24 protein-coding genes, 1 tRNA gene and 1 CRISPR repeat array are annotated in these 24,079 nt (G+C 52.0%); of the genes, 12 read left to right on the top strand and 13 right to left on the bottom strand.

The window, feature by feature from the left end; all coding sequences use genetic code 11:
* Positions 1 to 134: 134 nt before the first annotated feature.
* Positions 135 to 2,012 (bottom strand): phosphoenolpyruvate carboxykinase (GTP), encoded by a 1,878-nt coding sequence (locus PYCH_RS06905; protein ID WP_048058261.1) that lies wholly within the window; start codon positions 2,010 to 2,012, stop codon positions 135 to 137.
* A 131-nt stretch (positions 2,013 to 2,143) separates the two neighbouring features.
* Between PYCH_RS06905 and PYCH_RS06900 the strand changes: the two genes are divergently transcribed.
* Entirely contained in the window at positions 2,144 to 2,665 is a 522-nt protein-coding gene (locus PYCH_RS06900; RefSeq protein WP_013906132.1) for a metal-sulfur cluster assembly factor, read from the top strand.
* A gap of 65 nt (positions 2,666 to 2,730) precedes the next feature.
* Positions 2,731 to 4,384: direct repeats of the CRISPR family, unit length 29 nt; unit sequence CTTTCCACACGATTACGTTCTACGGAAAC.
* A 584-nt stretch (positions 4,385 to 4,968) separates the two neighbouring features.
* Complete coding sequence (locus tag PYCH_RS06895) at positions 4,969 to 5,172, top strand: ferredoxin (protein WP_013906129.1); 204 nt, start codon at positions 4,969 to 4,971, stop codon at positions 5,170 to 5,172.
* Between the two features lie 10 nt (positions 5,173 to 5,182).
* Here the strand turns inward: PYCH_RS06895 and PYCH_RS06890 are convergent, their stop codons facing one another.
* Positions 5,183 to 6,355 (bottom strand): nicotinate phosphoribosyltransferase, encoded by a 1,173-nt coding sequence (locus PYCH_RS06890; RefSeq protein ID WP_013906128.1) that lies wholly within the window; start codon positions 6,353 to 6,355, stop codon positions 5,183 to 5,185.
* A gap of 90 nt (positions 6,356 to 6,445) precedes the next feature.
* Here PYCH_RS06890 and PYCH_RS06885 point away from each other — a divergent pair, with 90 nt between their 5' ends.
* Complete coding sequence (locus PYCH_RS06885; protein ID WP_013906127.1) at positions 6,446 to 7,243, top strand: SDR family NAD(P)-dependent oxidoreductase; 798 nt, start codon at positions 6,446 to 6,448, stop codon at positions 7,241 to 7,243.
* On the opposite strand, the gene PYCH_RS06880 is transcribed toward PYCH_RS06885, so the two are convergent.
* On the bottom strand, positions 7,240 to 7,878 hold the full coding sequence (locus PYCH_RS06880) for a hypothetical protein (protein WP_148236209.1): 639 nt from the start codon (positions 7,876 to 7,878) through the stop codon (positions 7,240 to 7,242). The two genes, PYCH_RS06885 and PYCH_RS06880, sit on opposite strands and share 4 nt — an antisense overlap.
* A gap of 116 nt (positions 7,879 to 7,994) precedes the next feature.
* Here PYCH_RS06880 and PYCH_RS06875 point away from each other — a divergent pair, with 116 nt between their 5' ends.
* Genes PYCH_RS06875 through PYCH_RS06865 form a run of 3 tightly spaced genes read left to right on the top strand, consistent with a single transcriptional unit; the run spans position 7,995 to position 10,938 of the window.
* A complete protein-coding gene (locus tag PYCH_RS06875; RefSeq protein WP_013906125.1) occupies positions 7,995 to 9,764 on the top strand; it encodes a tRNA uridine(34) 5-carboxymethylaminomethyl modification radical SAM/GNAT enzyme Elp3 in 1,770 nt (589 codons plus the stop codon).
* Positions 9,765 to 9,773: 9 nt separating this feature from the next.
* Entirely contained in the window at positions 9,774 to 10,286 is a 513-nt protein-coding gene (locus PYCH_RS06870; RefSeq protein ID WP_013906124.1) for a YkgJ family cysteine cluster protein, read from the top strand.
* A gap of 46 nt (positions 10,287 to 10,332) precedes the next feature.
* Positions 10,333 to 10,938: a nitroreductase family protein gene (locus tag PYCH_RS06865; protein ID WP_013906123.1), complete on the top strand. Its 606-nt coding sequence runs from the start codon at positions 10,333 to 10,335 to the stop codon at positions 10,936 to 10,938.
* Between the two features lie 3 nt (positions 10,939 to 10,941).
* Here the strand turns inward: PYCH_RS06865 and PYCH_RS06860 are convergent, their stop codons facing one another.
* Positions 10,942 to 12,084 (bottom strand): glycosyltransferase, encoded by a 1,143-nt coding sequence (locus PYCH_RS06860; protein WP_013906122.1) that lies wholly within the window; start codon positions 12,082 to 12,084, stop codon positions 10,942 to 10,944.
* Positions 12,085 to 12,160: 76 nt separating this feature from the next.
* On the opposite strand from PYCH_RS06860, the gene PYCH_RS06855 reads away from it, so the two are divergent.
* Both PYCH_RS06855 and PYCH_RS06850 read left to right on the top strand, forming a co-directional pair.
* Positions 12,161 to 13,189 (top strand): Gfo/Idh/MocA family protein, encoded by a 1,029-nt coding sequence (locus PYCH_RS06855; RefSeq protein ID WP_013906121.1) that lies wholly within the window; start codon positions 12,161 to 12,163, stop codon positions 13,187 to 13,189.
* The gene (locus tag PYCH_RS06850; protein ID WP_013906120.1) at positions 13,183 to 14,190 is read left to right on the top strand and encodes a Gfo/Idh/MocA family protein; all 1,008 of its coding nucleotides are present in this window, start codon (positions 13,183 to 13,185) and stop codon (positions 14,188 to 14,190) included. Before PYCH_RS06855 ends, PYCH_RS06850 begins: the two co-directional genes overlap by 7 nt.
* A gap of 30 nt (positions 14,191 to 14,220) precedes the next feature.
* On the opposite strand, the gene tpiA is transcribed toward PYCH_RS06850, so the two are convergent.
* From tpiA to PYCH_RS06830, 4 genes are read right to left on the bottom strand one after another with little or no spacing between them, the layout of a single operon-like run.
* Positions 14,221 to 14,898 carry a triose-phosphate isomerase gene (gene tpiA / locus PYCH_RS06845; RefSeq protein WP_013906119.1) on the bottom strand — a complete coding sequence of 226 codons (678 nt, stop codon included), beginning with the start codon at positions 14,896 to 14,898 and terminating at the stop codon, positions 14,221 to 14,223.
* An 18-nt stretch (positions 14,899 to 14,916) separates the two neighbouring features.
* The gene (locus PYCH_RS06840; RefSeq protein ID WP_013906118.1) at positions 14,917 to 15,537 is read right to left on the bottom strand and encodes an HAD-IB family phosphatase; all 621 of its coding nucleotides are present in this window, start codon (positions 15,535 to 15,537) and stop codon (positions 14,917 to 14,919) included.
* Entirely contained in the window at positions 15,534 to 16,187 is a 654-nt protein-coding gene (locus PYCH_RS06835; RefSeq protein ID WP_048058260.1) for a protein-L-isoaspartate(D-aspartate) O-methyltransferase, read from the bottom strand. The genes PYCH_RS06840 and PYCH_RS06835 overlap by 4 nt, the downstream gene beginning before the upstream one ends.
* A 19-nt stretch (positions 16,188 to 16,206) precedes the next feature.
* A complete protein-coding gene (locus PYCH_RS06830) occupies positions 16,207 to 16,767 on the bottom strand; it encodes an Era-like GTP-binding protein (protein WP_013906116.1) in 561 nt (186 codons plus the stop codon).
* Between the two features lie 60 nt (positions 16,768 to 16,827).
* On the opposite strand from PYCH_RS06830, the gene PYCH_RS06825 reads away from it, so the two are divergent.
* From PYCH_RS06825 to PYCH_RS06815, 3 genes are read left to right on the top strand one after another with little or no spacing between them, the layout of a single operon-like run.
* Complete coding sequence (locus PYCH_RS06825; protein ID WP_013906115.1) at positions 16,828 to 17,139, top strand: hypothetical protein; 312 nt, start codon at positions 16,828 to 16,830, stop codon at positions 17,137 to 17,139.
* A 2-nt stretch (positions 17,140 to 17,141) separates the two neighbouring features.
* Positions 17,142 to 17,669 carry an HD domain-containing protein gene (locus tag PYCH_RS06820; RefSeq protein ID WP_013906114.1) on the top strand — a complete coding sequence of 176 codons (528 nt, stop codon included), beginning with the start codon at positions 17,142 to 17,144 and terminating at the stop codon, positions 17,667 to 17,669.
* Complete coding sequence (locus PYCH_RS06815) at positions 17,666 to 18,547, top strand: MraY family glycosyltransferase (RefSeq protein ID WP_013906113.1); 882 nt, start codon at positions 17,666 to 17,668, stop codon at positions 18,545 to 18,547. The genes PYCH_RS06820 and PYCH_RS06815 overlap by 4 nt, the downstream gene beginning before the upstream one ends.
* On the opposite strand, the gene cas6 is transcribed toward PYCH_RS06815, so the two are convergent.
* From cas6 to PYCH_RS06795, 4 genes are all read right to left on the bottom strand, one after another.
* Entirely contained in the window at positions 18,531 to 19,250 is a 720-nt protein-coding gene (cas6, locus tag PYCH_RS06810; protein WP_013906112.1) for a CRISPR-associated endoribonuclease Cas6, read from the bottom strand. The genes PYCH_RS06815 and cas6 overlap by 17 nt on opposite strands.
* 67 nt (positions 19,251 to 19,317) lie before the next feature.
* Complete coding sequence (locus PYCH_RS06805; RefSeq protein WP_013906111.1) at positions 19,318 to 20,544, bottom strand: site-2 protease family protein; 1,227 nt, start codon at positions 20,542 to 20,544, stop codon at positions 19,318 to 19,320.
* Positions 20,537 to 20,929 carry a DUF126 domain-containing protein gene (locus tag PYCH_RS06800; RefSeq protein WP_013906110.1) on the bottom strand — a complete coding sequence of 131 codons (393 nt, stop codon included), beginning with the start codon at positions 20,927 to 20,929 and terminating at the stop codon, positions 20,537 to 20,539. The genes PYCH_RS06805 and PYCH_RS06800 overlap by 8 nt, the downstream gene beginning before the upstream one ends.
* Positions 20,930 to 22,090, bottom strand: a complete 1,161-nt coding sequence (locus PYCH_RS06795; protein WP_048058259.1) for an aconitase X catalytic domain-containing protein — start codon at positions 22,088 to 22,090, stop codon at positions 20,930 to 20,932. It lies immediately after the preceding gene.
* 179 nt (positions 22,091 to 22,269) lie between these two features.
* On the opposite strand from PYCH_RS06795, the gene PYCH_RS06790 reads away from it, so the two are divergent.
* A tRNA-Met gene (locus tag PYCH_RS06790) sits at positions 22,270 to 22,347 on the top strand.
* 214 nt (positions 22,348 to 22,561) lie between these two features.
* Here the strand turns inward: PYCH_RS06790 and guaB are convergent.
* Positions 22,562 to 24,022, bottom strand: a complete 1,461-nt coding sequence (gene guaB, locus PYCH_RS06785; protein WP_013906108.1) for an IMP dehydrogenase — start codon at positions 24,020 to 24,022, stop codon at positions 22,562 to 22,564.
* Positions 24,023 to 24,079: the final 57 nt, after the last annotated feature.

The following is a 24,079-nucleotide window of genomic DNA, read 5'->3' as shown; positions in this document are numbered from 1 at the left end:
ATTTCTGTCACCTCCTTGTCGTCCCTGTCGTTTCTGCAAACTAGGGGGGCCGGATAGGGATATAAAAAAGTTTCGGTAGCTCGATGATAGATAAGGAGCGTTGAAAAACCTTGGAAGAAGAAAAGGAAAGAAGCCTAGGCCTTTTCAAGCTGGAAAGGACTTACATAGTCGCCGAACTTCTCCCTAGTCTTGAGGAGCCTATTCTTCTCCGCCTCAAGTTGTTCGAAGAGCTCCTCCGGAACGTTGCCAACGTCCTTATAAATCTTCTCTATGCGGTCTATCTTCGCCAAGAGCTCGGGAATCCTAAGCTTGAACTGCTTCTCGTAGTCTTCCTTGGGGTAGTCCTTTTTGAGAACCTCTCTGAAAAGCCTAACCAAGTCCTCGTACTTCGGTATGTAGCCTATTGGCGTTTCAATTGCATCTACGTCGCCGTGAACTCTCAGCTCCATCCACTTAAGCCACACTGCCTTGTCGAGCTTCTCGTTCAACCATTGGCCGTTCTCGCGGAGGAAGTAGTTCACGGCAAATATCTTGGGCCTCTTCTTTAGCTTCCGGCCGAACTCGAGGTAGTTCCTGAGGTAGTCTCCTATGTGGACGCTCAGGAAGTCGAGGATGGACATCGGGTTGAAAGCGCGAACACCTTCCTTGCCGAGCGTTGCCGCTGTGGTTTCGCTCTCAAGGGCGGCGCCCATCGTTATGACGCCGTGCTCCCAGTCGAAGGCTTCCCTGACGGGCGGCCATGTGTCCGGGTCGCGGCCGCCGAATATCATACCCCCGACTTCCACGCCGCACGGACTCTCTAAGGCCTCTCTGTCGAGGTTCGGGAAGGCCTCCAGCCGGACGGTAAAGCGGGCGTTCTTGTGGCTTGGCGGAATCTCCCTGCCCTCGGCGTCCTTCTTACCCCTCCACCACTTGCCGCTGTGGTTCTCGCCCTCCTCCGGAATTGGAATGCCCATGCCGTTCCAGTAAGGCTTTCCGTCCTTGATGAGGACGTTGGAGAAAATTATCTCGACCGGCGAGTGCAGAACCTGCCAGATTATTGGGTCATCCTTCTCGTTTATGCCCTCTATTATCCCGAAGACGCCTATCTCCACGTTGACGGCCCTGGCAACGCCGTCGAGGTTCTTTATGAAGACGAGGTCATCACCCACTATGTTCTCCCAGGGAAGCATTGCAGTTGATGTCTTGCCGCACATGCTGGGGTAGGCACCGGTGAAGTATGTCTTCCTGCCGCTGGGCCCGTTGATTCTCATTAAAAACATATGCTCGCTGAGCCATCCTTCCCTAACTGCCCTTTGGATGGTCAGGCGGAAGGCGAGCTTCTTGAGGCCTATCGTATTGCCCCCGTACTGAGTGTTGGCCGAATAGACGGCCTCGTCCACGAGGTCGATGTATATCCTTCTCTTGTCGAGATTCTTGCTCGTCTTTCTATCATCGAGCTCGCCGGCAGAGTGAACGAACTTAAGGAAGTTGGCCGTAGGACCTAGCCTTCTGAACTCCTCATATCCCTTTCTATAAAGCAGGAACTCGGAGTGAGCAACGTAGGCTGAGTCCGTTAGCTGGACGGCCGGAATCGTGAAGACGGAGTTCTTGGGCCCAAGGACGAAGAAGCATATGAAAAGTTCCTTGCCCCTCATTATGCCGCGCATTATCTCCCTAATCTCCCTGAGGCCCTCCTCCCTGTCCATCGTGTTAAGGAATGGGAGCTTAACGCCCTTCGGAACGAGCAGCTTCGTATTTGCCTTATCCCTCGCCTGGTCGTAGTAGTTGTCGTAGTGGACGGTGTGTCCGGGAGTTTCGAGCATGCGTTCTTCGCCATTGTATAGGGCCTTCCACTTGACGTAGAACTCGTCCTCGGGGCTGTCCGTGCAGACGAACACTTTGCTCGGCTCCAGCCAGGCTATCCAATCGGCGAGAAACCTGTGGAGCTCGGGATTGTTTATGGCTTTAACTTTCTCGAACTGCTCCCTATCGAGCTTTTTCTCGAGGAACTCAAGGGGGTTTGACTCCATAGCAACCACCGGCCCACATCTTTGACGAACCCTCTTCGACGGACGGGTTATTAACCTTTGGCATTTGATTACCCACAAGTGTTCCAAAAGGTTTAAATTTGATGATCACAAGCTTCCGTCAGGTGGGTGTAATGCTGACGAAGGAGGATGTTCTCAGGGCAATTGGAGAGCTTGTCGGGGAGGATGCCTTGGAAAGCGTGGAAGTTGAGGATGGGACCGTGAGGATAAGGTTCAAGGAGAAGGTTGACGATGCGACGCTCCTCAAGATTTACACCCGGATAAAGGAGCTGGAGGGCGTCAGGCAGGTCGAGATAGGGTTTGCCAGGGAGGAGAAGGTGGACGAGAACGTGGAGCTCACGAGGGAGATGATCCTTGAGAAGCTCAAGGAGGTTATAGACCCCGAGATAGGTCTGGACGTCGTGAACCTTGGCCTGATATATGAGCTGGATATAAGGCCCGACAGAACCATTTACGTGAAGATGACGATGACAACCCCTGGCTGCCCGCTCACCGTGTGGATTCTCAGGGCCGTTGAGGAGAAGATCCTGGAGATACCGGGCGTTAGGGACGCGGAGATAGAGTTAACTTTCGACCCGCCATGGACGCCTGACCGGATGAGCGAGGAGGCCAAGAAGAGACTCGGGATTTATTGACTTCTTATTTTCGTCATCTTCTCATCATATTCTGTTCTTACCTCCGTAGCACCCCATCGGAGGCACTTCCCACACGATTGCGTTCTACGGAAACGAAAATAGTTGAACTAGTTGCTTTAAGGTATTCGGCTTTCCACACGATTACGTTCTACGGAAACAGAGATACTAGAGAACCCAGAGAGATACTTTGTCTTCGTCTTTCCACACGATTACGTTCTACGGAAACTCAACGGGCGGGGGTGACCCGGGCCCAGGACGCCCTCATCCTTTCCACACGATTACGTTCTACGGAAACTATCAAAGACGAAGTTCGTGCAGAAGATTTTCAACTCGAACTTTCCACACGATTACGTTCTACGGAAACATGAAGATTTTAGAAATCATTGCAATGAGATACTCCGTCTTTCCACACGATTACGTTCTACGGAAACCTCTTCCAGGCGGTGTCTATGGTGGCGTCGGCGAGCCCTTTCCACTTTCCACACGACTACGTTCTACGGAAACTTTTACCTTTTTAACGTGGATTTCTATTCTTCCGAATTCTTTCCACACGACTACGTTCTACGGAAACAGGAGGAATTCGTTGGGGAATATCCAGATGGGTATAGTGCTTTCCACACGACTACGTTCTACGGAAACGTATTTAGAAGCACGCTAGAGAGGCTGGTGCGAGAAGGCTTTCCACACGACTACGTTCTACGGAAACGCCCGAACATTGTTCAAAAAAGCAGGAGGGTTAGAGAAGCTTTCCACACGACTACGTTCTACGGAAACTGGACTTTTGATGAGAACGGCAAGCCTGAACAAGTGCCTCTTTCCACACGACTACGTTCTACGGAAACCCCAATTGACTTGACTGGCGATAACACTCTATCAATCTTTCCACACGACTACGTTCTACGGAAACAAGAGCTTTACCAGCAGTTAGAACAAGTGAAATCCACTTTCCACACGACTACGTTCTACGGAAACCTCTCATCCTTCCACACCTCCGCACCATTCTCATTATACTACTTTCCACACGACTACGTTCTACGGAAACGGGAGCGACAGCGATACGAACACACTCATTGATGACATTCTTTCCACACGACTACGTTCTACGGAAACACGCGGAGCTCGTTTTTGAGGAAGCGGAGCGCTGGGGCACTTTCCACACGACTACGTTCTACGGAAACCTCCAGAGGAGCAAAAATTCAGCAGAAGCAAAAGAACTTTCCACACGACTACGTTCTACGGAAACAAAAGCAACCTTGTTTTTGTTTTAAGAACAAAACCTTTCCACACGACTACGTTCTACGGAAACCAAGGGTGTGAAGGCAGCTGGTACTGCTAAGTGGCAGTCCTTTCCACACGACTACGTTCTACGGAAACCCTCGGGCCAAATCTCAGCTCAGTCTCAGCTCAGCCGGCCAAATCTCTTTCCACACGACTACGTTCTACGGAAACGCAGTAGAATTCTACGCGTACCCAGAGGAGGGGTACGCTTTCCACACGACTACGTTCTACGGAAACACGTGGAAATAAACGGCGTGAACATCGCAAACATATTATCTTTCCACACGACTACGTTCTACGGAAACTGCAATAGTAAAAAGACGAAAGGGGTTCACAAAAATCTTCTTTCCACACGACTACGTTCTACGGAAACGTTGGCTGAATATTTTCGGTGATTTGCGTGGTTGACTGACTTTCCACACGACTACGTTCTACGGAAACCCTGGGTTTATTTTTCTTGTTCTTCAAATAGTAGCTTTTCGGATTGTGTATTTAAGGTTTTTCCTCGGAATTGGTGGCACTGCACTTCGCTTATAAATCTGGCCCGAAAATGAAAAAGCTCGCATGAACCTGAATTTCATTAATAATCCTATTAGAGTGCCAAATTTTGGATTTTTGGAAATCGAAAACCAATTGGTCAAAAATAAGCCCGAGCCCGCAATCAAAACCAAAAACAAAGGCTTAATTAACCGCGCGAACCCCTCGAACTCCAGTACCTGCTCCTCACACTCCCCAAGCGAGCACGAGCTCCTCCCACTTCCAAACGAACACACCTGACAAGAGATTACTACTGAAATGGTAAACCGAAAGAGGAAACAACTTTGGGCAGTTCTTTTCTGTGATGACCCATTGAAAGTGAGTCAATGGCAAAAATAAGGAAGAACGTGGGAGAGACTTGAAAATCGAAGCAAATCTGTCAGTTACCTGCTGGGCGGTAACACGGGGTCCGGTCGCCCCTTTGGTTTCTCGATTCCACTACGAAAAGTTTATATTCGCAGGAGCTCATGTAAACCCGGTGATGTGCCATGGCGTGGAAGGTTAAGGTTGATCAGGACGCCTGCATTGGTGATGCCATCTGTGCCAGCCTCTGCCCGGACGTCTTCGAGATGAACGACGAGGGTAAGGCTCAGGTAAAGGTTGAGGTTATCGAGGACGAGAGCCTTTACAACTGCGCTAAGGAGGCTGCTGAGGCCTGTCCCGTCAGTGCTATTACGATTGAGGAGGCTTGAGCTCTTTTCTTCATTCTATTTCAAGCCCAAACTTCTCGGCCTGTTCCAGCACGTAGGCCCTTATCTCTCTTGCCTTCGGGAGCTCTCCTACTATCTCCCCCTTCTCTATGAGTGGCCTTAGAAGTGGCTCCACCTTTGCGCCGCACACGGGACAGCGTTCGAACTTCTTATCGGCTGGAACCTTATGATAGTGGCCGTTCTCGCACCTATAGACCTGCTTTCTCCCGCTCAGCTTTCCCCTCTTCGTGATTGGCTTACCTTCAACCTCGACTATGTCTAAGGAGAAGTCAATCGGCTTCGCGGATGCTATGGCCCCACCAACGCCAAAGGCGTCCGCAACGTCGGCTATCTCCCTTATTTTCTCCTCGTCGAGGCCCCCACTGACAAAGATTTTCACATGCCTGTAACCCCTGAGGTCGAGTTCCCAGCGAACCTCCTCGATTATCCTTCTGAAGTTCCCCCTCCTGGAGCTCGGCGTGTCCAGTCTCACTGCGTTCAGCCTTTCGCCAAGGGCCTCAGCCGCCATGATAGCTTCAGTCTTCTCGTCGTAGAAGGTATCCACGAGAGCCACCCTCGGAACCTCGGGCTCGATGACCTCGTCGAAGAATTTCCAGGCCTTAACTTGGTCACCCACCGTTATTATGAGGGCATGGGGCATTGTTCCAACGGGCTTTTCTCCAAGCATCTCCGCTCCGAGGACGCCAGAAACACCGTCGCAACCTCCAATGAAAGCGGCCCTATCTATCATAGGCGCAATGGCGGGATGCATGTGCCTTATGCCGAAGGAATAGACGGGCTTGAAGTTCGCCGCTATCTTAATCCTCAGGGCGGCGGTGGCTATGCCGCTCGCTTGACTCAACATTCCGAGAAGAGCCGTCTCGTATATCCCGAAGTCCTCGTAGTAGCCCTCTATCTGGAGAACGGGCTCGTAGGGATGGAATATCGTCCCCTCAGGCATGGCGTAGACGTTAACTGGCAGGCCTTCCAAGAGCTTAGCGACCTCCTCGATTCCCGCCAAAACTCCCCACTTCCAGCCCTTTGGAAGACTTGTTGTCGTGACCTCGGCGAAAACTTTCTTGTGTATTCCTTTTTCTTCGAGTATCTTCTTTGTCCTTATGAAGTATACATCTGTTGTTTTGCCCTTTTTAATTTCTTCTTCAGAGGCAATATAAAAGCTTCTCACTTTCCTCACCAACTGTGAAGTTAGCTGGCAGGATTTAAAGGGTTATCAGTTGGAAACATTTATATTAAAGTTGGGGTTCAAGTTAGGAATATGATGGACTTGGAACCTCTCTCCCAGCTTATCTCCCTTAAGGGAAAGAAGGCATTATTAACTGGGGCCGCATCTGGTATAGGGAAGGCAACGGCAATAAGGTTTGCTGAAGCCGGTGCTGATCTGGAGCTGGTCGACATAAACGAAAAGGGGCTTGAGGAAACGAAAAGGCTTGCGGAAACCTTTGGAGTTAAAGTTAACACTTATGTTGTTGATTTAGCAAAGAAGGGTGAGATAGATGACCTATGGAATAATCTTAAGGACGATCCACCGGACATATTGGTAAACAATGCTGGAGTTTATTGGTTCAGGAAATTCACCGAGGTTGATGAAGCCTTATACAGGAGGGTTTTGGAGATAAATCTTAACTCCGTGTTTTGGATGTGCCAACACTTCATAAAACTTAGAAAGGAAAGAGGTGGGGTTATAATAAACGTTAGCTCCATAGAAGCTTTTTTACCCTTTGCTCCAGGACTAGTTCACTATGACGTTGCAAAGCTGGGAGTAGTGGCATTAACGAGGGCAATAGCCAGAGAGTATGGAAGGAAGATTAGGGCGAACGTTGTAGTTCCTGGAGGAATAGAGACTGAAGGTGTTAAGAAGCTAAAGAGAGAAGCTGTCATGAAGCTCGACATGGAGAAGATATCAATATCATTTAACTTTAGGGCTCGGCTTCCTATGGGCAGGTTTGGAAATCCTGATGAGGTTGCTCGGGTAATCCTCTTCCTTGCAAGCGATTTGTCAAGCTACGTTAACGGTGCAATAATTCCCGTTGACGGTGGCTTCCTTTCGACTTAGCTTAGGGATATAACTCCTTCCCCAAAACTTTCATTATCGTAGATTATGGATACTCTTATCCCCCTACTAATATTTTCTGCATATACATCAGCTTTGAAGCTCCCAACTTGAATGGAGCCTAGTTTTGTCTTATTGCTTATGTCTCCGGCTTTAATTCTGAAGGTAAATGTTGTTTCATCGGTGTAGCCTTTTATAGTTAGGTTCCCAATGTAGGACTTGCCATTCCATAAAATTTTTACTTCATGACGCTTCTCACCCGAGATTATGTAATTCCTTTCCTTTTCAATCTTAGTTCCATCGATGTACACGCTTATATTTTCTGGAATCTCAGAAAACTTGAGGAGATACCTTCCTATTTTAATACTAGCTTTCTTGCTTACTCCTGACTCAAGATTCACCATAACGTTCACCCTGTTTATTCTTAAGTTAAAGAATGTGCTACTCACCATAGGTTCTATCTTTATGGGAACCAGAATGTTCATCTCAATCTCGCTTGTATTCACAACTACCCAAACTTTATCTAGCCTGGTCGTTGTTAGTTTTTCCGGGCCTTGAGTGTAACTTTTAGTTTCTCCACCATTTAGACAACCGAGAGCTAGACTAGCTCCAGCAATGATAATTACCAAAAATACCATAGCCTTAAAATTTTTCATATCATTTCACCATAGTCACATGTTTATTATTCCTAATAAACATTTCCAAGATAAATTCTTTAAACGGTCCTTTCTGAGTTGAGCTGAGAGGTGCGAGAATGGGAGAGTTTGAAAGCGCATTGAGAGAGATAGTCAACGCCCTGCTTCAGGGTAAGGTGAGGGATAGGGAGGAGCTCAACAGGTTAAAGGTTGAGGTTTCACGCAGGTATCATCTTCCAAGGTTGCCTAAGAACTCGGAAATATGGAGAGCCCTTCCAGATAACGTTAGGGAGAAGTTTAGGGAGTTACTTAAGAAAAAGCCAACGAGAACGATAAGCGGGGTTGCTGTAGTTGCCATGATGACAAAGCCGTTCCCCTGCCCCCATGGAAGGTGCATTTATTGTCCAGGGGGACCTAGCGTTGGTTCCCCCCAAAGTTATACTGGGAAGGAACCTTCCGCCTTAAGAGCCTCACAGTACGGGTATCATCCGTACATCATAATGATGGCTCGGCTAAAGCAACTCTATGACATAGGTCATCCCGTGGATAAGGTGGAGGTAATAATTCAGGGAGGCACATTCCTGGCCGTCGACTTGGATTACCAGGAGTGGTTCATAAAGGAGGCGTTCAAGGCCATGAACGACTTTCCTTACTTCCGGGACATCGAGAACCTTGAGGAGAAGCTGGTGAGGCTGATAATCGAAGGGGATGCCTCCGTTCTTGAGGAAGATCCGGCTTTCAGGAGGGCCTGGGGGAGGACGCATAGAAGGCGGTACTATTACCTTGAGGACGAGCAGAGGAAGAACGAGAGGGCCAAAGTCAGGATGGTGGGTTTAACAATCGAAACTCGACCAGACTGGGCCTTTGAGAAGCAGATCGACAGGATGTTGGCCCTTGGTACTACAAGGGTGGAGCTGGGTGTTCAGACGGTCTTTAACTTCATCTACGAGCGGGTTAGAAGGGGGCACACAGTCGAGGACGTCGTGAGGGCCACGCAGCTGCTTAAGGACGCGGGCCTCAAGGTGAATTACCATATAATGCCGGGCCTTCCGGGGAGCAACTTCGAGCGCGATCTGAGGGCCTTCCGCATGATCTTTGAGGATGAGAGATTCAGGCCCGACATGCTGAAGATATATCCGACCCTCGTCACGGCAGATGCCCCCCTCTACGCTTGGTATAAGGCGGGCAAGTACAGACCCTACACGACCGAAGAAGCCGTAGAGCTCCTCGTGGAGGTTTACAAAATCCTGCCCAAGTGGGTTCGTGTTATGAGAATCCAGAGGGATATCCCCTCTAACCTAATAGTCGCGGGCGTCAAGCACTCAAACCTTGGCCAGCTCGTCTTCAACGAGCTTATCAAGAGGGGCATAAGGCCGAGGGAAATAAGGTTCAGGGAAGTTGGCCATCAGATGCAGAAGTTTGGTATTCAGCCTGATCCCGATCACATAGAGCTCCTCCGCGAAGACTACGAGGCAAGCGAGGGCCAGGAAATCTTCCTCAGCTTTGAGGACACGAAGAACGACATTCTCATAGGCTTTCTACGTCTTAGAATACCGAGCGAGAAGGCCCACCGTAGAGAGATTAACTGCTGCCCCTCGGCCATAGTAAGAGAGCTCCACATTTACGGCCCGCTCGTTCCGATAGGGGAGAAGCCGAAGTACGAGTGGCAGCATCGTGGCTATGGTCGGGAGCTCTTGGCCGAGGCGGAGAGGACAGCGAGGGAGGAGTTCGACGTCAAGAAGATGCTCGTCATAAGTGGCGTGGGCGTCAGGGAATATTACAGGAAGTTCGGCTACCGGAAGGACGGGCCTTATGTCAGCAAGAGGCTCGACAGAGGGTATGCAAACTTTGGAAAAAGCGAGGAGTTCGACGCTCATTTAAACACGTGAGGTGATAGTGTGCGCTTCAAACCTCGTCCCTTCAAAAAGCCCATTCGCTTCAAGTGCCTCTTCTGCCTCGACTGCTGCAGGGGGAGGCACGTCTACTTGACGCTGGCCGATATAGGGAGGATATCGAAGGCCGGCCACGACTTGCAAGACTTCGTCACGCTTTCGGTAGAGGGCGGGAAGGTTAGGTTCGTTCTTTCGGTGAGGGAATGGGATTTAGGCTGCATCTTTCATAATCCTGAAACGGGGAGGTGCACCATCCATCCAGTCAGGCCTCTCATATGCCGTATCTACCCATTTATGGTCTCAAGGAAGCCCATCGGGGTCGAGGGAGAGGAGCCGGTAGAGCTTGGGGATGCAAAGCTGTGGCTTTACTACGACGCCAATTGTCCTGGCGTAAATGCGGAGGGGGCAGGGCTCGTGATAACGCCGGAGGAAGTTGCAGAGTTGGGCCTGAGGTTCGAGAAGGAGTTTAAGAAGACTGACCTTGACGGCTTCATCGAGCTTCTCAAGGCCCTTGATTAGCACAAACGTTAAATTGCGTGCGGACATAGCTGTGTTTGGTGATCCCATGGAGCTGGATGAGGCGATAACTAAGAGGACGTCCGTGAGGTTTTATGAGGACAGGGAAGTCGATGATGAAATTCTTGAAGAGCTGATAAGGGCGGCCATAAGAGCTCCGACCGCGAGCGGCTTGGAAAACTGGCTATTTGTGGCCTACAAGAGCAGGGATGTCAGGGAAAAGGTTTACGAACTCATAAAGCAGGGCCACATTGAGTACTTCAGGAAAAGGGGTCTTCCAGAAGAGAAGATGCAGAAGCTTCAGAAGAGGTTTGAGGAGGGCATGTATAGGGCTCCTCTGTATCTCGGTGTCTTCGTGAACAAGAACGTCAAGGCCCTTCAGGATGAGAGGTATAGTCACCTCGAATTATACTGGGCCCTCGAGAGCGCGGCAATGGCCATCGAGAACCTTATGCTGAAGGCTGTCGAGCTTGGACTGGGAACCTGCTACATAGGGGTTGCTTGCTTCGAGCACATTGAGGAGGAACTCAGGAAAATGGCTGGCCTCGGAGATGAATACTGCCTAGTAGGCCTCATAAGCCTCGGATATCCTAAGGGAGATGTGAAGCCCAGGGGGAGGAAGAAGGACGTCAGAGAGGTTCTGAAAATCGTCTGAGGGCTACCACCTCTCTACCAGGTAGGGCTTCTCCCTCAAGAATACCCTAGCCCTTTCCCTGACAAGTTTTTCAGCTTCCATCGTGCTCATCTCCATTGTCCTGATGACGAAGTCCGCCGTTTTGGCAAAGTATAGCGGTATCAGGGGCTCGGCGTTCTTCAGCAGGCCCCTCTTATAGGCCACCGCCCCGTCGTAGAGGACTCTTGCCCATAACTCGTCCGGGAACTCAAAGGTTTCCAGGGCCTTCTTGACGCATTCAAAGGTCTCCTTGGCCAGGACTTCCCTGAGCGTCTCCTCCTCCTTGGCGAAGAGCTCCCTGGCCCTTTCCTTGAGGAGGTCGAGGGAGACCTTCACAGGTTCCGGCTCGCCCTCAACGGGTTCTCCCCACGTCTCCACAGGCCTTATCTCTTTTACTGGCCTCCAGATATCCTCGTAGCGCCTCATGAGCATGAACAACGTCCCAACAACTTGGTTGAACATGGGGCCGAGGGATGCGGCCGGATCCTTGGGGTTGTGTATCTTCATGCCAAGGCTTACCTGAACGAGCTTGAGTTTCCTTGCTATCGCCGTCGTCGTTAGAAATATGTCGACGCCGAACCTCGCGACGTCCGTTTTCCAGAGGGCCTCGTCTTCAAGGTAAACGTCGATGGCCCTCGCACTCACGCCGAAGTCTCCACCTATGGGTTGCCTCACGTCCAAGCCATAAAGGGAAGCGGTCATTGGGTAAGCTATGTTGTTGGTTATCGTTCCGTCCCATTTATGCCTTATGTAGAGGGGCGCCACGAAGTCGTAGCCCTCCTCAACGGGCTTGGCAAACCTGTAAATCCACTCGGGTGTTATGCTCCTAAGATCGCTGTCGACGAAGACAACCGCATCTGCATCCCTGGCCCTGGCGAACTCCATTATCTCCTTCATCGCGCTACCCTTCCCTGGGATAGGCCATTTATAGACGAAGCTGTAAACTTCGATACCCTCAGGCACCTCTGTCCTCATGACAACATCTCTCGTTCCGTCCGCGCTCCCCCCGTCGGCGTTCACTATTATTCCGCCACCAAAGTACTTCTTCAGGCCCTCTGCGGCCTGCTTCACGACGAACCCTATCGTGTCAGCGTTGTTATAGCTCGGGATACCAACCACGACCTTCATTTTCCATCCCCCAGTCTATGGTTCGCGTTAGGTTTTTTAAGGTTTAGTAACTAAAATATCAACAGGGGTGGGGCCGGTGGTGGAGAGGCTCAAGGTCGGCGTCGTGGGATGCGGCAACATATTCAACCTGGCCCATAAGCCGGCCCTGAAGGCGATCAGGAGCATTAAGGTAGTGGCGGTCATGGACGTAAGTGAGGAAGCCGCCAGGAAAGCGGCTAAGGATCTCAACGCTAAAGCTTACACGAATCTCGACGAGTTCTTGAGTCTTGACCTCGACGTTGTTGAAGTGCTAACCCCCACATACACGCATGCCGAGATAGCGATAGAGGCACTCAAAGCTGGAAAGCACGTAATAGTGGAGAAGCCGATTGCCCTGACGACGGAAGAAGCCAAGGAAATGATAAAGACGGCGGAAAAAGAGGGCTTGAAGCTCTTCGTTGGCCACGTGAGGAGATTCGACAAGCGGTGGATTCAGATAAAGGAGGTTATCAAGAGCAGGAACATCCTGCCGATGCAGATAAGGAAGACGGAGGTTCAGCACCTGCCGTTCCCGGCCGATTACTGGTATTGGGATGAAAGCAAAAGTGGAGGCGTAGCCCTTGATCTCGGCGTTCACGTGACAGACTTCCTAAGATGGTTCTTCGAGGGCGAGCCCGTAGAGGTGTTTGCCATTGGCAAAGCCATAAGGGGGGAGGCAAGGGTTAACGGCACGTATGATCACGTCGTCATGTTCATAAAGTTCGAGGGCGGTAGAACAGGCATAGCCGAGGTTAGCTGGAGCTATCCCTATCCGGCCAAGTATGGCGTCTTCTACCACCACCTGGACATAATAGGCAAGAACGGCCGTATCCGCTACACGCCGCTCGACACGCCCGTCGTTGGAGTTGTCAAGAGCACTTTTGAGATGCCGCGCTTCTCTCCGATGCTGTCCACGTTCCCCGAAGCCTTTGAGGCCGAGCTTAGGCACTTCTTCGAGTGCATCCTCCATGACCGCGAGCCAGTGGTCACGGCGCAGGATGCTCTCATAGCCCTCTACATAGCCGAGAAGGCTAAGGAGAGCATGAGGAAGGGAGAGCCCGTTGAGTTGGAGGTGGGAGCATGGTGAAGTTCGGCATTATAAGCTATGCACACCCACATGCTCTTCGCTATGCGGCCACGATTAAGGCGAGCAGGAGAGCTAAGCTGGTTGCGATATCGGGGGATGGGGCCAACGCCAACGTAGCGAGGATGGAGGCGAGGAAGTACGGGGCGAGGTTCTACAAGAACTATGAAGATCTCCTGAGGGACGAGGATGTCGAGGCCGTTTACATAGCGATCGAGACTTACAGACACAAGGAGGTTGCCATAAGGGCCGCAGAGGAGGGCAAGCATATACTCCTCGAGAAGCCCATAGCCTTAACCCTCGAGGACGGGCGCGAGATAGTGAAAGCGGCCGAGAAGGCAGGTGTCAAGCTCATGGTGCCCTTCAACCCCCGCTTCACGGTGCCGCTCAGGAAGGCCAAGGAGATGGTGGACACGGGAGAGATAGGCGAGCTGGAGTACATTTACACAATTTCCGAGTACGTTAGGCCCCCGATGTTCTTGGAAGGTATCGACACGAGCTGGTTCATCGACGAGAGGAAGTCGGGCGGAGGCGGCTTCATGGATACTGCCCCTCATGGCATAGACTCCCTCTTCTGGCTGACTAACAGCGAGCCCGTGAAGGTCTTCGCGGACATAGGAGCCAAGATATGGGGGTTCCCGGTGGACGACATAGGAACTGCCCTGATAGAGTTTAAGAACGGTGTTGTGGCCCTCCTGACGGCGGGCTGGGCTAATCCGAAAGGCTACCCCTACGGCCTCGAGATAAAGTACTACATTGTGGGTAGCGAGGGCTTCTTGGACGTGAGGACGGCCTATCCCGACTTCACAGTCTATCAGGACAAAACCGAGAAGATATACTGGGAGAGGCCCGACGTGAGCGGCATAGTTGAGTCCTTCGTTGATGCCATAATCCGCGACGAGAAGCCCCCCATAACGGGAGAGGACGCTCTGAAGAACTTGGCCGTCGTTCTCGCTGCTTATGAGTCCTCTAGAACTGGAAGGGCCGTCAAGGTTGAGCTTTGATATTCCAAAATTTTTTTGAAAAGAAGCGGCTTAGATTATCTTGGAGACGAGGTCCCAGATTGCCTTTTCAGGGTCTTTCGCCTTGGTAACACCGCTGGCCAGAAGAACTCCAACGGTTCCCAGCTCCAGAGCCCTCTTGACGTCCTCACCTGTGGTTATTCCAGCCCCGCAGAGCACCTTGACTTTAGGGTTCACCCTCTTCACGAGCTCGACCGTATCGGTGATAACTTCCGGCTTGGCCTTGCTGACCGGAATGCCGGTGCCTATAAGCTCAGGCGGTTCAACTGCCACGTAGTCCGGATCGAGCGCTGCAACAGCCGCTGAAACGGCCGGGTTGTTGGAGCAGACAATCGTTATTAGGCCAACTTCCTCTGCCCTCCTTATAGCCGCCTCGAGGTCCGCCAAAATCATCCTGTTCTCCGAGTGGTTGAGGAGCGTTCCCGCAGCCCCGGCCTCTTTGACAGCCTCTGGGAGGACGTGGCCAGTGTGGCTGCCGGGCTTAATCGGATCTATGTGCTGGGCAAAGACTGGAATTTCGACGCTCTCCGCTATCATCCTGAGGTCGGCCAGTTGCGGGGCTACCACGATTGTTATCCCAGTCTCCTTGTGGACCCTCTCGGCGGCCTTGGCTATCTCAAGGGCCCTCTTTCCAGTGGCCTCGATATAAGTCTTAAAGTTAATCACGATAATCGGCTCCTTTAGGCTCATGGACACCACCTAGGGTGTTTATACTCTGTTCTTTAAAGCGGTTTCTATAATTTTCATCACCTCCCACAGGTCAGTGGCTATGTAATCGGCCCCAAGACTATCTCTCAGGGCTATGCTCAAGTCCGCCTCCTTGAACATGGGGACATCATTGTGCCAGTCTCCGACTGCCACGGTTAGCTCGGGCCTCAGCTTTTCCTTCAAGGCCATCATTATCCTCCCCTTTTCGTGGAAGTTTACCCTTATGATTACCTCTCCCGTTATCCTGCCCTTCTCATCGAAGACCAGCTCGTTGGCAAAGATGTAATCCGCCCCAAGCATCTCCCCTATGCGGCGGGCGAGGCACATGAGACCCCCGCTAATTATTGCAGTTTTAAACCCGCTCTCCCTCAGGAACTCGAAGAGCTCCCTCGCTCCCGGCTTCGGCTCAACGTTCTTGAAGAGCTCAATGATTTCTTCTTTCGTATGGCCCCTCCATAGAGAGGCATCAAGCCTAGCCCACTCCTCGTAGCTAATCTTTCCAGAGAAGAAAAGCTCCATGTTTCGCTTAGCCTTTTCGCATGTTCCGAACTTCTCGTGCAAGGCCTCCCAGCTTGTTATATCCACAAGGGTGCCCTCGAGGTCGAAGGCCGCGAGCCTCACTCCTCCCACCCGTGTTCCCCTATCAGAGGCACGAATGCAACTCCTCCGTGGCTCTTGACTTCAACGCTCCCGTCCTCCCTCTTCACAACCTCGAGGAGGTCCTGCCAGAGGTGGTATGGACCTACGGGGATTATGAGCTTTCCACCAGGCTTCAGCTGTTCCACGAGGGGCTTAGGGATTTCCGGTGCCCCCGCCGTAACGATTATTCTGTCATATGGGGCCCTCGGTGGAAACCCCTTGCTTCCGTCCCCGAGTATCACGTGGACGTTTTTCACGCCCGCTCTCTCGAGGTTCTTGCGGGCGAATTCCACGAGCTCTGGAATCCTCTCGATGGTGTAGACATGTGTATCCACGATGGCCGCTATCAGGGCCGCGTTCCACCCGCTCCCGGTCCCGATTTCGAGCACCTTTAGTTTTGGCCTGAGGTCTGCCAGCTCCAGCATTATGGCGACCATGTGGGGAGCGCTTATCGTTTGGCCTGCAGGAATAGGAAGGGGCTCGTCCACGTGGGCCCACTTCCTGTACTTCTCGGGCACGAAGAGATAGCGGGGGTACTTGAGGAAGGCTCTCCTAACGACCTCGCTCCTTATTATCCCTTGTCTCACGAGACTCTCGACGGTCCTTTCCCACTTCTTTCTTAACTCCTCCATCTCCACCTACCACCCTCCCTTACTTCGCGTACTGAGCGTAGTGGCCAAGCGCCCTGAGGAGCTCGTCGAAGCCCTCCATCGTGACCAGCGAAAGGAGTATCGGCTCTTGTTCAAGCCTTTTTCTCACGATGAGTCTGAGCTCCTCAGCCTTCTCCCTTGGCACGAGGTCTATCTTGTTTATCACGACGATTATGGGCTTCTCGTACCGGAACTTCAGCAGGTAGTGGAGCTTCTCCATTCCCCTGTGAAGACCCTTTGTGGCGTCTATCATGTGGATTACGATATCCGCCCCTTGGATTTCTTCCAGGAGGGCTTTGAACTTCTCCTCGCTGAGCACTTTCCCTCTCAGCTCCATCTCGGGATCAAATAGGCCCGCCGTGTCTATTAGGAGGAGCTCATCGACGCCACCAATCGGATTTTTCATTGTCTTAGGTATCTTCACCTTTCCAAAGGCCCTCTTTATGATTCCCTTCGTCGTCCCGGGAACCTCTGAGACCTCCGAAATCTTCTCACCCAGGAGGGCGTTCATGAGCGTTGACTTGCCCACGTTCTCGGCCCCAATAATCGCAACCTTTATCATCCTCTCACCCGATATTGGTGTTAGGTCTTTGGATATAAAGGGATTGGGCCGGTGGAGTCCATGAAGAGGGTCAAGCTTGGTCATCATTATTATTATATCGTCACATCTGAGGACCTAAGGGCGGGCGGCTTCAGGGGAAAGAACGTGGTTCTTGAAGGGGAGGTCGAGGACAAGCCCATCGTGGAGTTCCTCCCGATGGAGCTTCCCAGCTACAGGACGACCTTTAGGCTTGGGGGTTTTAGGGTAGAGTTTTCAGGCACTCCCTTCATCAGGATGGGTGAGAGGGTGAAAGTTTACGGTCGCTTCGTCGGGGACGCTATAATTGCGAAAGCCATAGAGACGGAAGGGGCCATATACGTGACGGAGGAGTGAGCATGCTGGACTTGATAATAGAGGTGGGAAGGCTGAAGACGTTGCCAAGAACAGGATGGCTTCTTAGAGGAGTTTCAAACCCGGAGAGCATAGCGGAGCACTCGTTCAGGGTGACCTTTGTAACAATGTTGCTCGCGGACGAGCTGAAGAGGAGGGGTATCCCCGTGGACGTCGAGAGGGCCCTTAAGATAGCCATAATCCATGATGTCGCCGAGGCCAGACTGACGGACATCCCCCTGACGGCTCAGGCCTACTTCGATAAGGATGTTGCCGAGAGGAGGGCCTTCCGTGAAATGTTGCCTGACTATTTGGAGCTCTTCGAGGACTACGCCGAAGGCAGGACGCTCGAGGGTAGGCTTGTAAAGTTCGCCGACAAACTGGAAATGCTCGTCCAGACTTACGAATACGAGCGGGCTGGCCACCGGAACCTGAATGAGTTCTGGAGGGCCCTCGACCACCTGAGAAGAAGCGAATTTTATAGGTACTTCAGGGATTTGGTTGAGGAACTTGCGAGGAGGAGGAAGGTGTGAAGGAGCTCCTTGCATTCCCCCTGACGGTTCTTATAACCCCCTACATCGCCCACCTGATGGGGAAAGCGGGGATAGTTGGTAGGGACATCCACAAGCCCGGGAAACCTGAGGTTCCCGAGATGGGCGGTTTGGCCATGCTCCTATCCGTTGGTATCGCCGGGCTCATTGCGGGAGTTGAAGAGCTTTCCCTGATAATCTATCTACTCTTTGGACTCATCGGCGTTCTTGACGACCTTACAGCCCTCAGACAGTCACACAAAGTGGCCCTCTCCCTCTTTGCCTCTCTGCCTCTCCTCCTCCGACCCCCCAGCGAGGTCCTGCACTTCCCTGGCCTGGAGGTTCAGCTCGGCCCCTTGATGGGTCTCGTCGCGGTACTCTACGTCACGGCCTCTGCCAACTTAGTAAACATGCTGGCGGGCTTCAACGGGCTTGAGGCGGGCACCTCGGCAATAATGTTCGCGGCCCTGGCCTTGATAACTGGCGGAGCTGCCCGCTCTCTTGCTCTTCTTGGTCTTTCAACATCTCTTGGCTTCCTGCTCTGGAACCGCTACCCTGCAAGGGTGTTCCCTGGAGATACAGGCACTCTCTCCCTCGGAGCCCTCTTTGGGCTGGTCGCCGTCCTCGGTGGTGCTGAGTTTTGGGGGGCAGTCCTCCTTATACCTCACGCCCTTGACTTCCTCCTTAAGCTGAGGGTTAAATTTTCTGGAAAGAAGATGGGTGGGGCGAGAATCAGGCCGGATGGCACTCTGGAGGCTCCTCCATACTTATCTTTCCTTGGCTTCTTAATGAGAACCTTTAGGCTCACGGAGCCCCGACTGGTGGCCCTCGTGTGGCTTATAGAAGGACTCATAGCAATCATAGTCATTCTATTAGCTTGACCATGCCAAAGCCAAATCGAGTCTTCTCTCCAAAGCCGTTGTCGTAGGCGAACTCAGCAATTTCTCGAGAGCCTATATAGCGGAAGACCATGAGAGATCCCCTGACATAGGAGCCGCCTACCATGAGTCTCGTAGGTTTGAACCTTATGGTCTCGATTTTGAAGTCCTTGTCCTCGGGCATATGACCATTTATTTCCGTGTAGCGAAGGAGCATGGTTTTTCGGAGCTTGTCTATAAAGAGCTCATCGTGGGGATAAAGGTCCCAGTGTTTGAGCCTGCCCTCATCGAACTTGACCGTCCTCACAACTATGGGGCTGAGTGTCGAGAATGTGTTCTCCTTCCCTATCTTGGGCATCTTCAGAACCCGAACCTTGCTGACGAGGAAAGTAATGTTTCCTACATGAATCTCGGGACTCTTCTCGACGGCTTCAGCAATGGCCCTTATGATGTCTTCGTTCGAAGATGATATATATAGGGAAACATCGTCGGAAAGTATCTCGATACCCCTATCCGGGATCACCCTCCTATTTCGCACGATGATGCGAGAAAACGTCCACAAGTCTCTGGAGGAGCTCATAAGCTCGGCAACGTCCGGTTCTATCGTCCTAACCTTTTCCACAAGCTGAAAATAAACCTCGTAATTATAATTAAAGGGTAGCACTGCCTGCTCCTTTAGCGGCAGTAGCTTTATCTCTATTCGCATACAGTCCCCTCCTGATTTGTAACTTTTATGTAAAATTCCGAAGTTAAAGAATAAAAATGTTTCGAAATCAGTCAATGAAGGAGAAAGGAATTGGTATGGCGGACGCGATGAATATAACGGTAACAATAATTGCTAGGATCTTCCTTCCTAGCGTCAGAGGGGAAACCTCGTCGAGAGCACCAGGGTTTCCGACCCTTCCCATGAAGAGGATGAGTAGGCCCCAGAGAAGCCATCCCGGCCAGAAGTAACTGAGGAAGAGCGTGCCGATGGCTATGGCATATGTTAGTCCCCTGTGGGCCTTTTCGGGAAGGAAAGCCCTAGCTATGTGGCCTCCGTCGAGCTGAGCTGCCGGAATTAAGTTCAGGAAAGTTACAAATATCCCCACCCATCCGGCTATGGCAACGGGGTGAAGTATCAAGCCATACCCCTGAGGTACATCGAGAGTAGCTTTCATCAGGAGCATGAAGAGGATGCTGTTTCCGAAGATAATCGTTCCCTTTTCAGACGTTATTGCCTCGACGGGAACTTGGAGGGAGAGCTTCAAACCTATCAGGGTTACTGGGATGGCCACGAGGAGCCCGGCTATCGGCCCGCTGGCCCCGAGGTCAACTGCCGCGTTCCGCGTCGGGATTGGGGATTTAACCCTTATCACTGCACCCAGCGTTCCTATGAAGGATGGGAAGGGAATGAAGTAGGGAAACGTGGATTTGACACCGTGGAGGGCAGAAGCTATCTTATGCCCCATTTCGTGCGTTCCAAGAATGGCCATTATGCTGATGGAGAAGGCAAGGGCATTTAGGTAGACGTTTTCGATTCCTGGAAGCCCGAACTCACGGAGAGCTGCAACATAGTTTAAGGATAGTGCATAGCCGGCGAAGAACGTGCTAGCTAGGGTGAGGAGGAATAGGAGCACCCCGATGATGGGATTTTCCTTGCCACCAATTTCTTGGGCCGGGAAAACATATAGGACGACCTTACCATCCCTTTTCTTGAGAGCGGCCCAGTAACCGAGCCCTTCGAGTTCTCGCAGAACCTTCTCGAAGTTATCCTCCTTTATCGCAAGCACCTCAAAGGCGTAAACATTGTTCTGGCTCTCCAGTAACCCGCCGAGCTCATAGAATTCCCCGAGCTTTGTCTCAAGCGTCTCGGCAGGGCCTTCTTCTACCTCCACCTCGAAGCCGACTAGTATCATGTCGCCGCCGCATTTGGGGCATGCTCCTGGAAGCATGGGGTCGCTTCTTTCCAGAACTTCCCTGTGCCCACAGTTGATGCACTCGTAGATGCCCTTAGTCAACTACCTCCACCTCTCCAGATTCACCATCTACGCGAAGCCTCATCCCGCTCCTGAGCTTCGACACGTCTATTCCGGCCACCAGCGGGATGCCGGCTATTATGGCACCGACGGTCACTATAGTTTCAGCCTCCTCGACTATTATAGCTTTTGGTGCTTTCCCGTTCTTGGCCAGGGCGTAGAGAACGTAAGAACCTACAGTCGAACCTTTTCCTCTGGGAAAAACGAGAATCTTCCCTGCCACGCTCTCGCCCCTTATGTCGCTCTCAACATCTGTGATTATTCCAGTTTCCGGATCAACGCCCCCGAGGAATGAGAGGGGCTTCCTTGAGACTAGGGCAGTTCCTTCAGCCTTTCCCTTAACTATTCCCTTACCCCTTAGCTTCATCTACGGCGCCTCCATCATTAGCTTTTCCATATCATCGAGCCGGACCTTGAGGCCGAAGGAGCTGAAGTAGAAGGCAGCCTTACCGCTGTTGGTGGCTATGCCGGAATACCAGTCCCGAATAGGGGATACAACAAGGCAGACATCCGTTAGCAATCTGCCATTGTAGCGCTCTATCACCTCGGTGTAGCCGAGGGCGTCCGCGAGAGCCTTCACGGCTCTACTAGTAGTTATGAAGAGGGGGATTCTGAGGGGCTTTCCCCGCATTTTGAGCAACTCCGCTACCTCCTTAATCTCCATAAGTGATGCATGTGGACAGCCAATGAGTATTGCGTCTATCTCTCTCCACTCGGTGTCGAACCTCTCCCTGATATCCTCAAGCTCTTCCCTTCCTACCTGGATTCTCTCGACCTTATCCCTTATGGCTGTTTTCCATTCCGGTGTCTCGCCTTCGACGTGATAGAGGGCTATGGAGCCAGTGGCGGCCATGCTCGCCCCCAATTCTTTTAGCTGGTCCAATCGCTCGGGCTTTAGATTTCTGAAGTAGGGAACGTCACTTTCCAGCGTTTTCCCAAGATGATAGCCGAGAAGGGAGTAGTCTAGGAAGCTTTTCAGCTCCGTTTCGACCTCGACGACGACGGTTGCCTTCCTGTTTTCGTTGATGTGAAGACCATAGTTCGGTGTCTTGCCAACTATCGCGGCTGCGAGGCTCGATGGCCCGCCCTCCCTGTTAGTTCTCGCACCTATGATGGAGTTCGCAAAGCTAACAGCAGAGCTCTCGCTCCAGGCGAGGTGGTCGCCGAACTTCGGGAGGTTGGCCCCGTAGTAGGGGGTACACGTCGCGGTTACATCAACTCCCATTCGCCGGTAAAGCTTGATGATTTCAGCTTGTCTATCCATGAACTCTTCATCGCCGATTCCCGCCGGATTGAGGGTCGTGTAAACGCTGACTTTTGCCCCTGCCTCGACAAAATCCCTAAGGAACTCGATTCCGGCCTCGCCGATGTTCTTATAACTCACGCCAGCAATTTGGGCGCTCTTTATAGGTATCAACCTGTCGGCCCCGTAAACATCCCCCAGGGCCACAAGTATTTCCATCGCCTTCTGAACGGCGTAGCCGTACTCGCCGGCGAGCGCGAGTTCCTCTTCTTTTGTCAGATACATGGGATCACCGAGGATTTTAGGGTGGGGGAGTTTAAAAGCTATCCCGGTCTCAACAACCACTCCCCCTAAAGGGCGAGGCTTGCAAAAGAGAAAAATCGGTAGATGGCCTCAGAGGAATGATTCTTGAGCAGAGCGTAAGATTTATAAACCGAAGCGGTGAAGTATTTACTGGGCCAGGCAGCGGGGTGGGGCAGCTAGGAGTGCCCGCCGGGCTCATAACCCGGAGGTCGGAGGTTCAAATCCTCCCCCCGCTACCATACTTTTATAAGGACCTTTGTAAGCAGGTAATTTCTTAGCCCTTTGTGTTTTCTTCGAATTGTGAAGCCCATTCAGGAAGAATATAACTAAACCCTCGGGTCTAAGCTCGTTTAAACACCTCGGCGAATCTCTTCAAACCCTTGGATATTTGGGAATGACTGAGCCCCTTTCCCTCAGCTTAATGAATTCTTCCCTTGAGATCTTGAGAAAATGCTACCTCTCCAGGGGATAGTTGGGTGCCTCGTTCGTTATTATTATATCGTGTGGGTGACTTTCCCTCAGTCCGGCGCCCGTTATTATAACAAACTCGCCCTTCTCCTTGAGCTCCTTTATGTTCCTCGCACCAACGTAACCCATCCCTGCCTTTAATCCTCCAATGAGCTGGTAGAGGACTTCGCTCACGGTTCCCCTGTATGGAACCACGCCCTCAACTCCTTCGGGCACGAACTTCCTCGTCTTCATGTGACTGCCCTGATAGTACCTCTCTGCGCTACCCTTCATCATCGCTCCGAGCGAACCCATCCCGCGGTACTGCTTGTACTTCCGGCCGTTTATTATGACCTCCTTGCCGGGAGCCTCCTTCGTGCCTGCGAGCAGGTTGCCGAGCATTACCGCATCCGCTCCCGCCGCTATGGCCTTCACTATGTCGCCGGAATACTTTATTCCTCCGTCAGCTATAACGTACAGCCCGTATTCCTGGGCCCTATCTGCCACGAGGGCTATGGCGGTTATCTGGGGCACGCCTACCCCAGCCACGACCCTTGTCGTGCATATGCTTCCTGGCCCGATTCCAACCTTCACTGCATCGGCGAAGGTGAGATCATCCACGGCCTTCGGGTTCGCTATGTTGCCCACTATTAGGTCTGCCCCTATCTTTTGTCTGATTTCCTTCATGGCCCTTATCGCCCTCAGGTTGTGAGCGTGGGCCGTGTCGACTACGATGATATCCGCACCGGCCCTGTCCAGCTCCACAGCCCTTCTTATGTCAAAGGGGCCGACGGCGGCCGCGACGAGGAGCTCCCCATTCTCGTTCCTGACGGCGTTCTTGTACTTCTTCCTCGCTACGAGGTCGCTCATCGTTATGAGACCGACGAGCTTGCCCTCCCTATCGACCACGGGCAGTCTGTCTATCCTGTTCTCCACCATTATCCGGAGTGCCTCCTCGACCTCGACGCTCTCCGGCACCGTTATGACGTCCCGGGTCATCAGCTCTTTAACGAGCTTCCCATCTCTCGACGCGATGTCCTTCTTGCTGACTATACCCACGACCATGCCATCGTCGTCAACGACGGGCAGTCCATCTATGTCATTCTTCTCCATTAGAAAAAGGGCATATTCAACGGTCTCCTCGGGCTTAATCGTTATTATGTCCTCGATTATGAAGCGCTCGGCCCTTTTGACCTTTTTCACCTGCTCAACTTGCTCCTCGATGCTCATGTTCCTGTGGATGACGCCGAGACCTCCTTCCCTTGCCATAGCGACGGCCATCTCCCACTCCGTCACGGTGTCCATAGCGGCGCTTAGAATTGGTATGTTGAGCCGCACGTTAGGAGTTATCTGGGTAGAAACGTCCACATCCTTTGGCTCAACCTCCGTGGCCTGGGGCACCAGAAGGACATCGTCAAAAGTATACCCCCTTATCGCCTTTTCAAGCTTCTCGGCGAACTTTCCCATGCCTTAGCCCTCCGTTCCCTTTTTCACTACCTCTCCGGCTCGTATAAAAAGGTTGTC

Source organism: Pyrococcus yayanosii CH1, from assembly GCF_000215995.1.
GTDB classification, from domain to species: Archaea; Methanobacteriota_B; Thermococci; order Thermococcales; family Thermococcaceae; genus Pyrococcus; species Pyrococcus yayanosii.
Note: the sequence above shows the minus strand (reverse complement) of the source record. Positions and strands in the feature narration are given on the sequence as shown.

Excerpts from the sequence above, each read along its gene's own strand:
- PYCH_RS06800 (WP_013906110.1), bottom strand. The coding sequence starts at position 20,929 with ATGAAGCTAAGGGGTAAGGGAATAGTTAAGGGAAAGGCTGAAGGAACT.
- cas6 (WP_013906112.1), bottom strand. The coding sequence starts at position 19,250 with ATGCGAATAGAGATAAAGCTACTGCCGCTAAAGGAGCAGGCAGTGCTA.
- PYCH_RS06830 (WP_013906116.1), bottom strand. The coding sequence starts at position 16,767 with ATGATAAAGGTTGCGATTATTGGGGCCGAGAACGTGGGCAAGTCAACG.
- PYCH_RS06885 (WP_013906127.1), top strand. The coding sequence starts at position 6,446 with ATGATGGACTTGGAACCTCTCTCCCAGCTTATCTCCCTTAAGGGAAAG.
- PYCH_RS06835 (WP_048058260.1), bottom strand. The coding sequence starts at position 16,187 with ATGGAGGAGTTAAGAAAGAAGTGGGAAAGGACCGTCGAGAGTCTCGTG.
- guaB (WP_013906108.1), bottom strand. The coding sequence starts at position 24,022 with ATGGGAAAGTTCGCCGAGAAGCTTGAAAAGGCGATAAGGGGGTATACT.
- PYCH_RS06880 (WP_148236209.1), bottom strand. The coding sequence starts at position 7,878 with ATGGTATTTTTGGTAATTATCATTGCTGGAGCTAGTCTAGCTCTCGGT.
- PYCH_RS06795 (WP_048058259.1), bottom strand. The coding sequence starts at position 22,090 with ATGTATCTGACAAAAGAAGAGGAACTCGCGCTCGCCGGCGAGTACGGC.
- PYCH_RS06860 (WP_013906122.1), bottom strand. The coding sequence starts at position 12,084 with ATGAAGGTCGTGGTTGGTATCCCGAGCTATAACAACGCTGACACGATA.
- PYCH_RS06905 (WP_048058261.1), bottom strand. The coding sequence starts at position 2,012 with ATGGAGTCAAACCCCCTTGAGTTCCTCGAGAAAAAGCTCGATAGGGAG.
- PYCH_RS06820 (WP_013906114.1), top strand. The coding sequence starts at position 17,142 with ATGCTGGACTTGATAATAGAGGTGGGAAGGCTGAAGACGTTGCCAAGA.
- PYCH_RS06875 (WP_013906125.1), top strand. The coding sequence starts at position 7,995 with ATGGGAGAGTTTGAAAGCGCATTGAGAGAGATAGTCAACGCCCTGCTT.
- PYCH_RS06825 (WP_013906115.1), top strand. The coding sequence starts at position 16,828 with ATGAAGAGGGTCAAGCTTGGTCATCATTATTATTATATCGTCACATCT.
- PYCH_RS06850 (WP_013906120.1), top strand. The coding sequence starts at position 13,183 with ATGGTGAAGTTCGGCATTATAAGCTATGCACACCCACATGCTCTTCGC.
- PYCH_RS06865 (WP_013906123.1), top strand. The coding sequence starts at position 10,333 with ATGGAGCTGGATGAGGCGATAACTAAGAGGACGTCCGTGAGGTTTTAT.
- tpiA (WP_013906119.1), bottom strand. The coding sequence starts at position 14,898 with ATGAGCCTAAAGGAGCCGATTATCGTGATTAACTTTAAGACTTATATC.
- PYCH_RS06895 (WP_013906129.1), top strand. The coding sequence starts at position 4,969 with ATGGCGTGGAAGGTTAAGGTTGATCAGGACGCCTGCATTGGTGATGCC.
- PYCH_RS06900 (WP_013906132.1), top strand. The coding sequence starts at position 2,144 with ATGCTGACGAAGGAGGATGTTCTCAGGGCAATTGGAGAGCTTGTCGGG.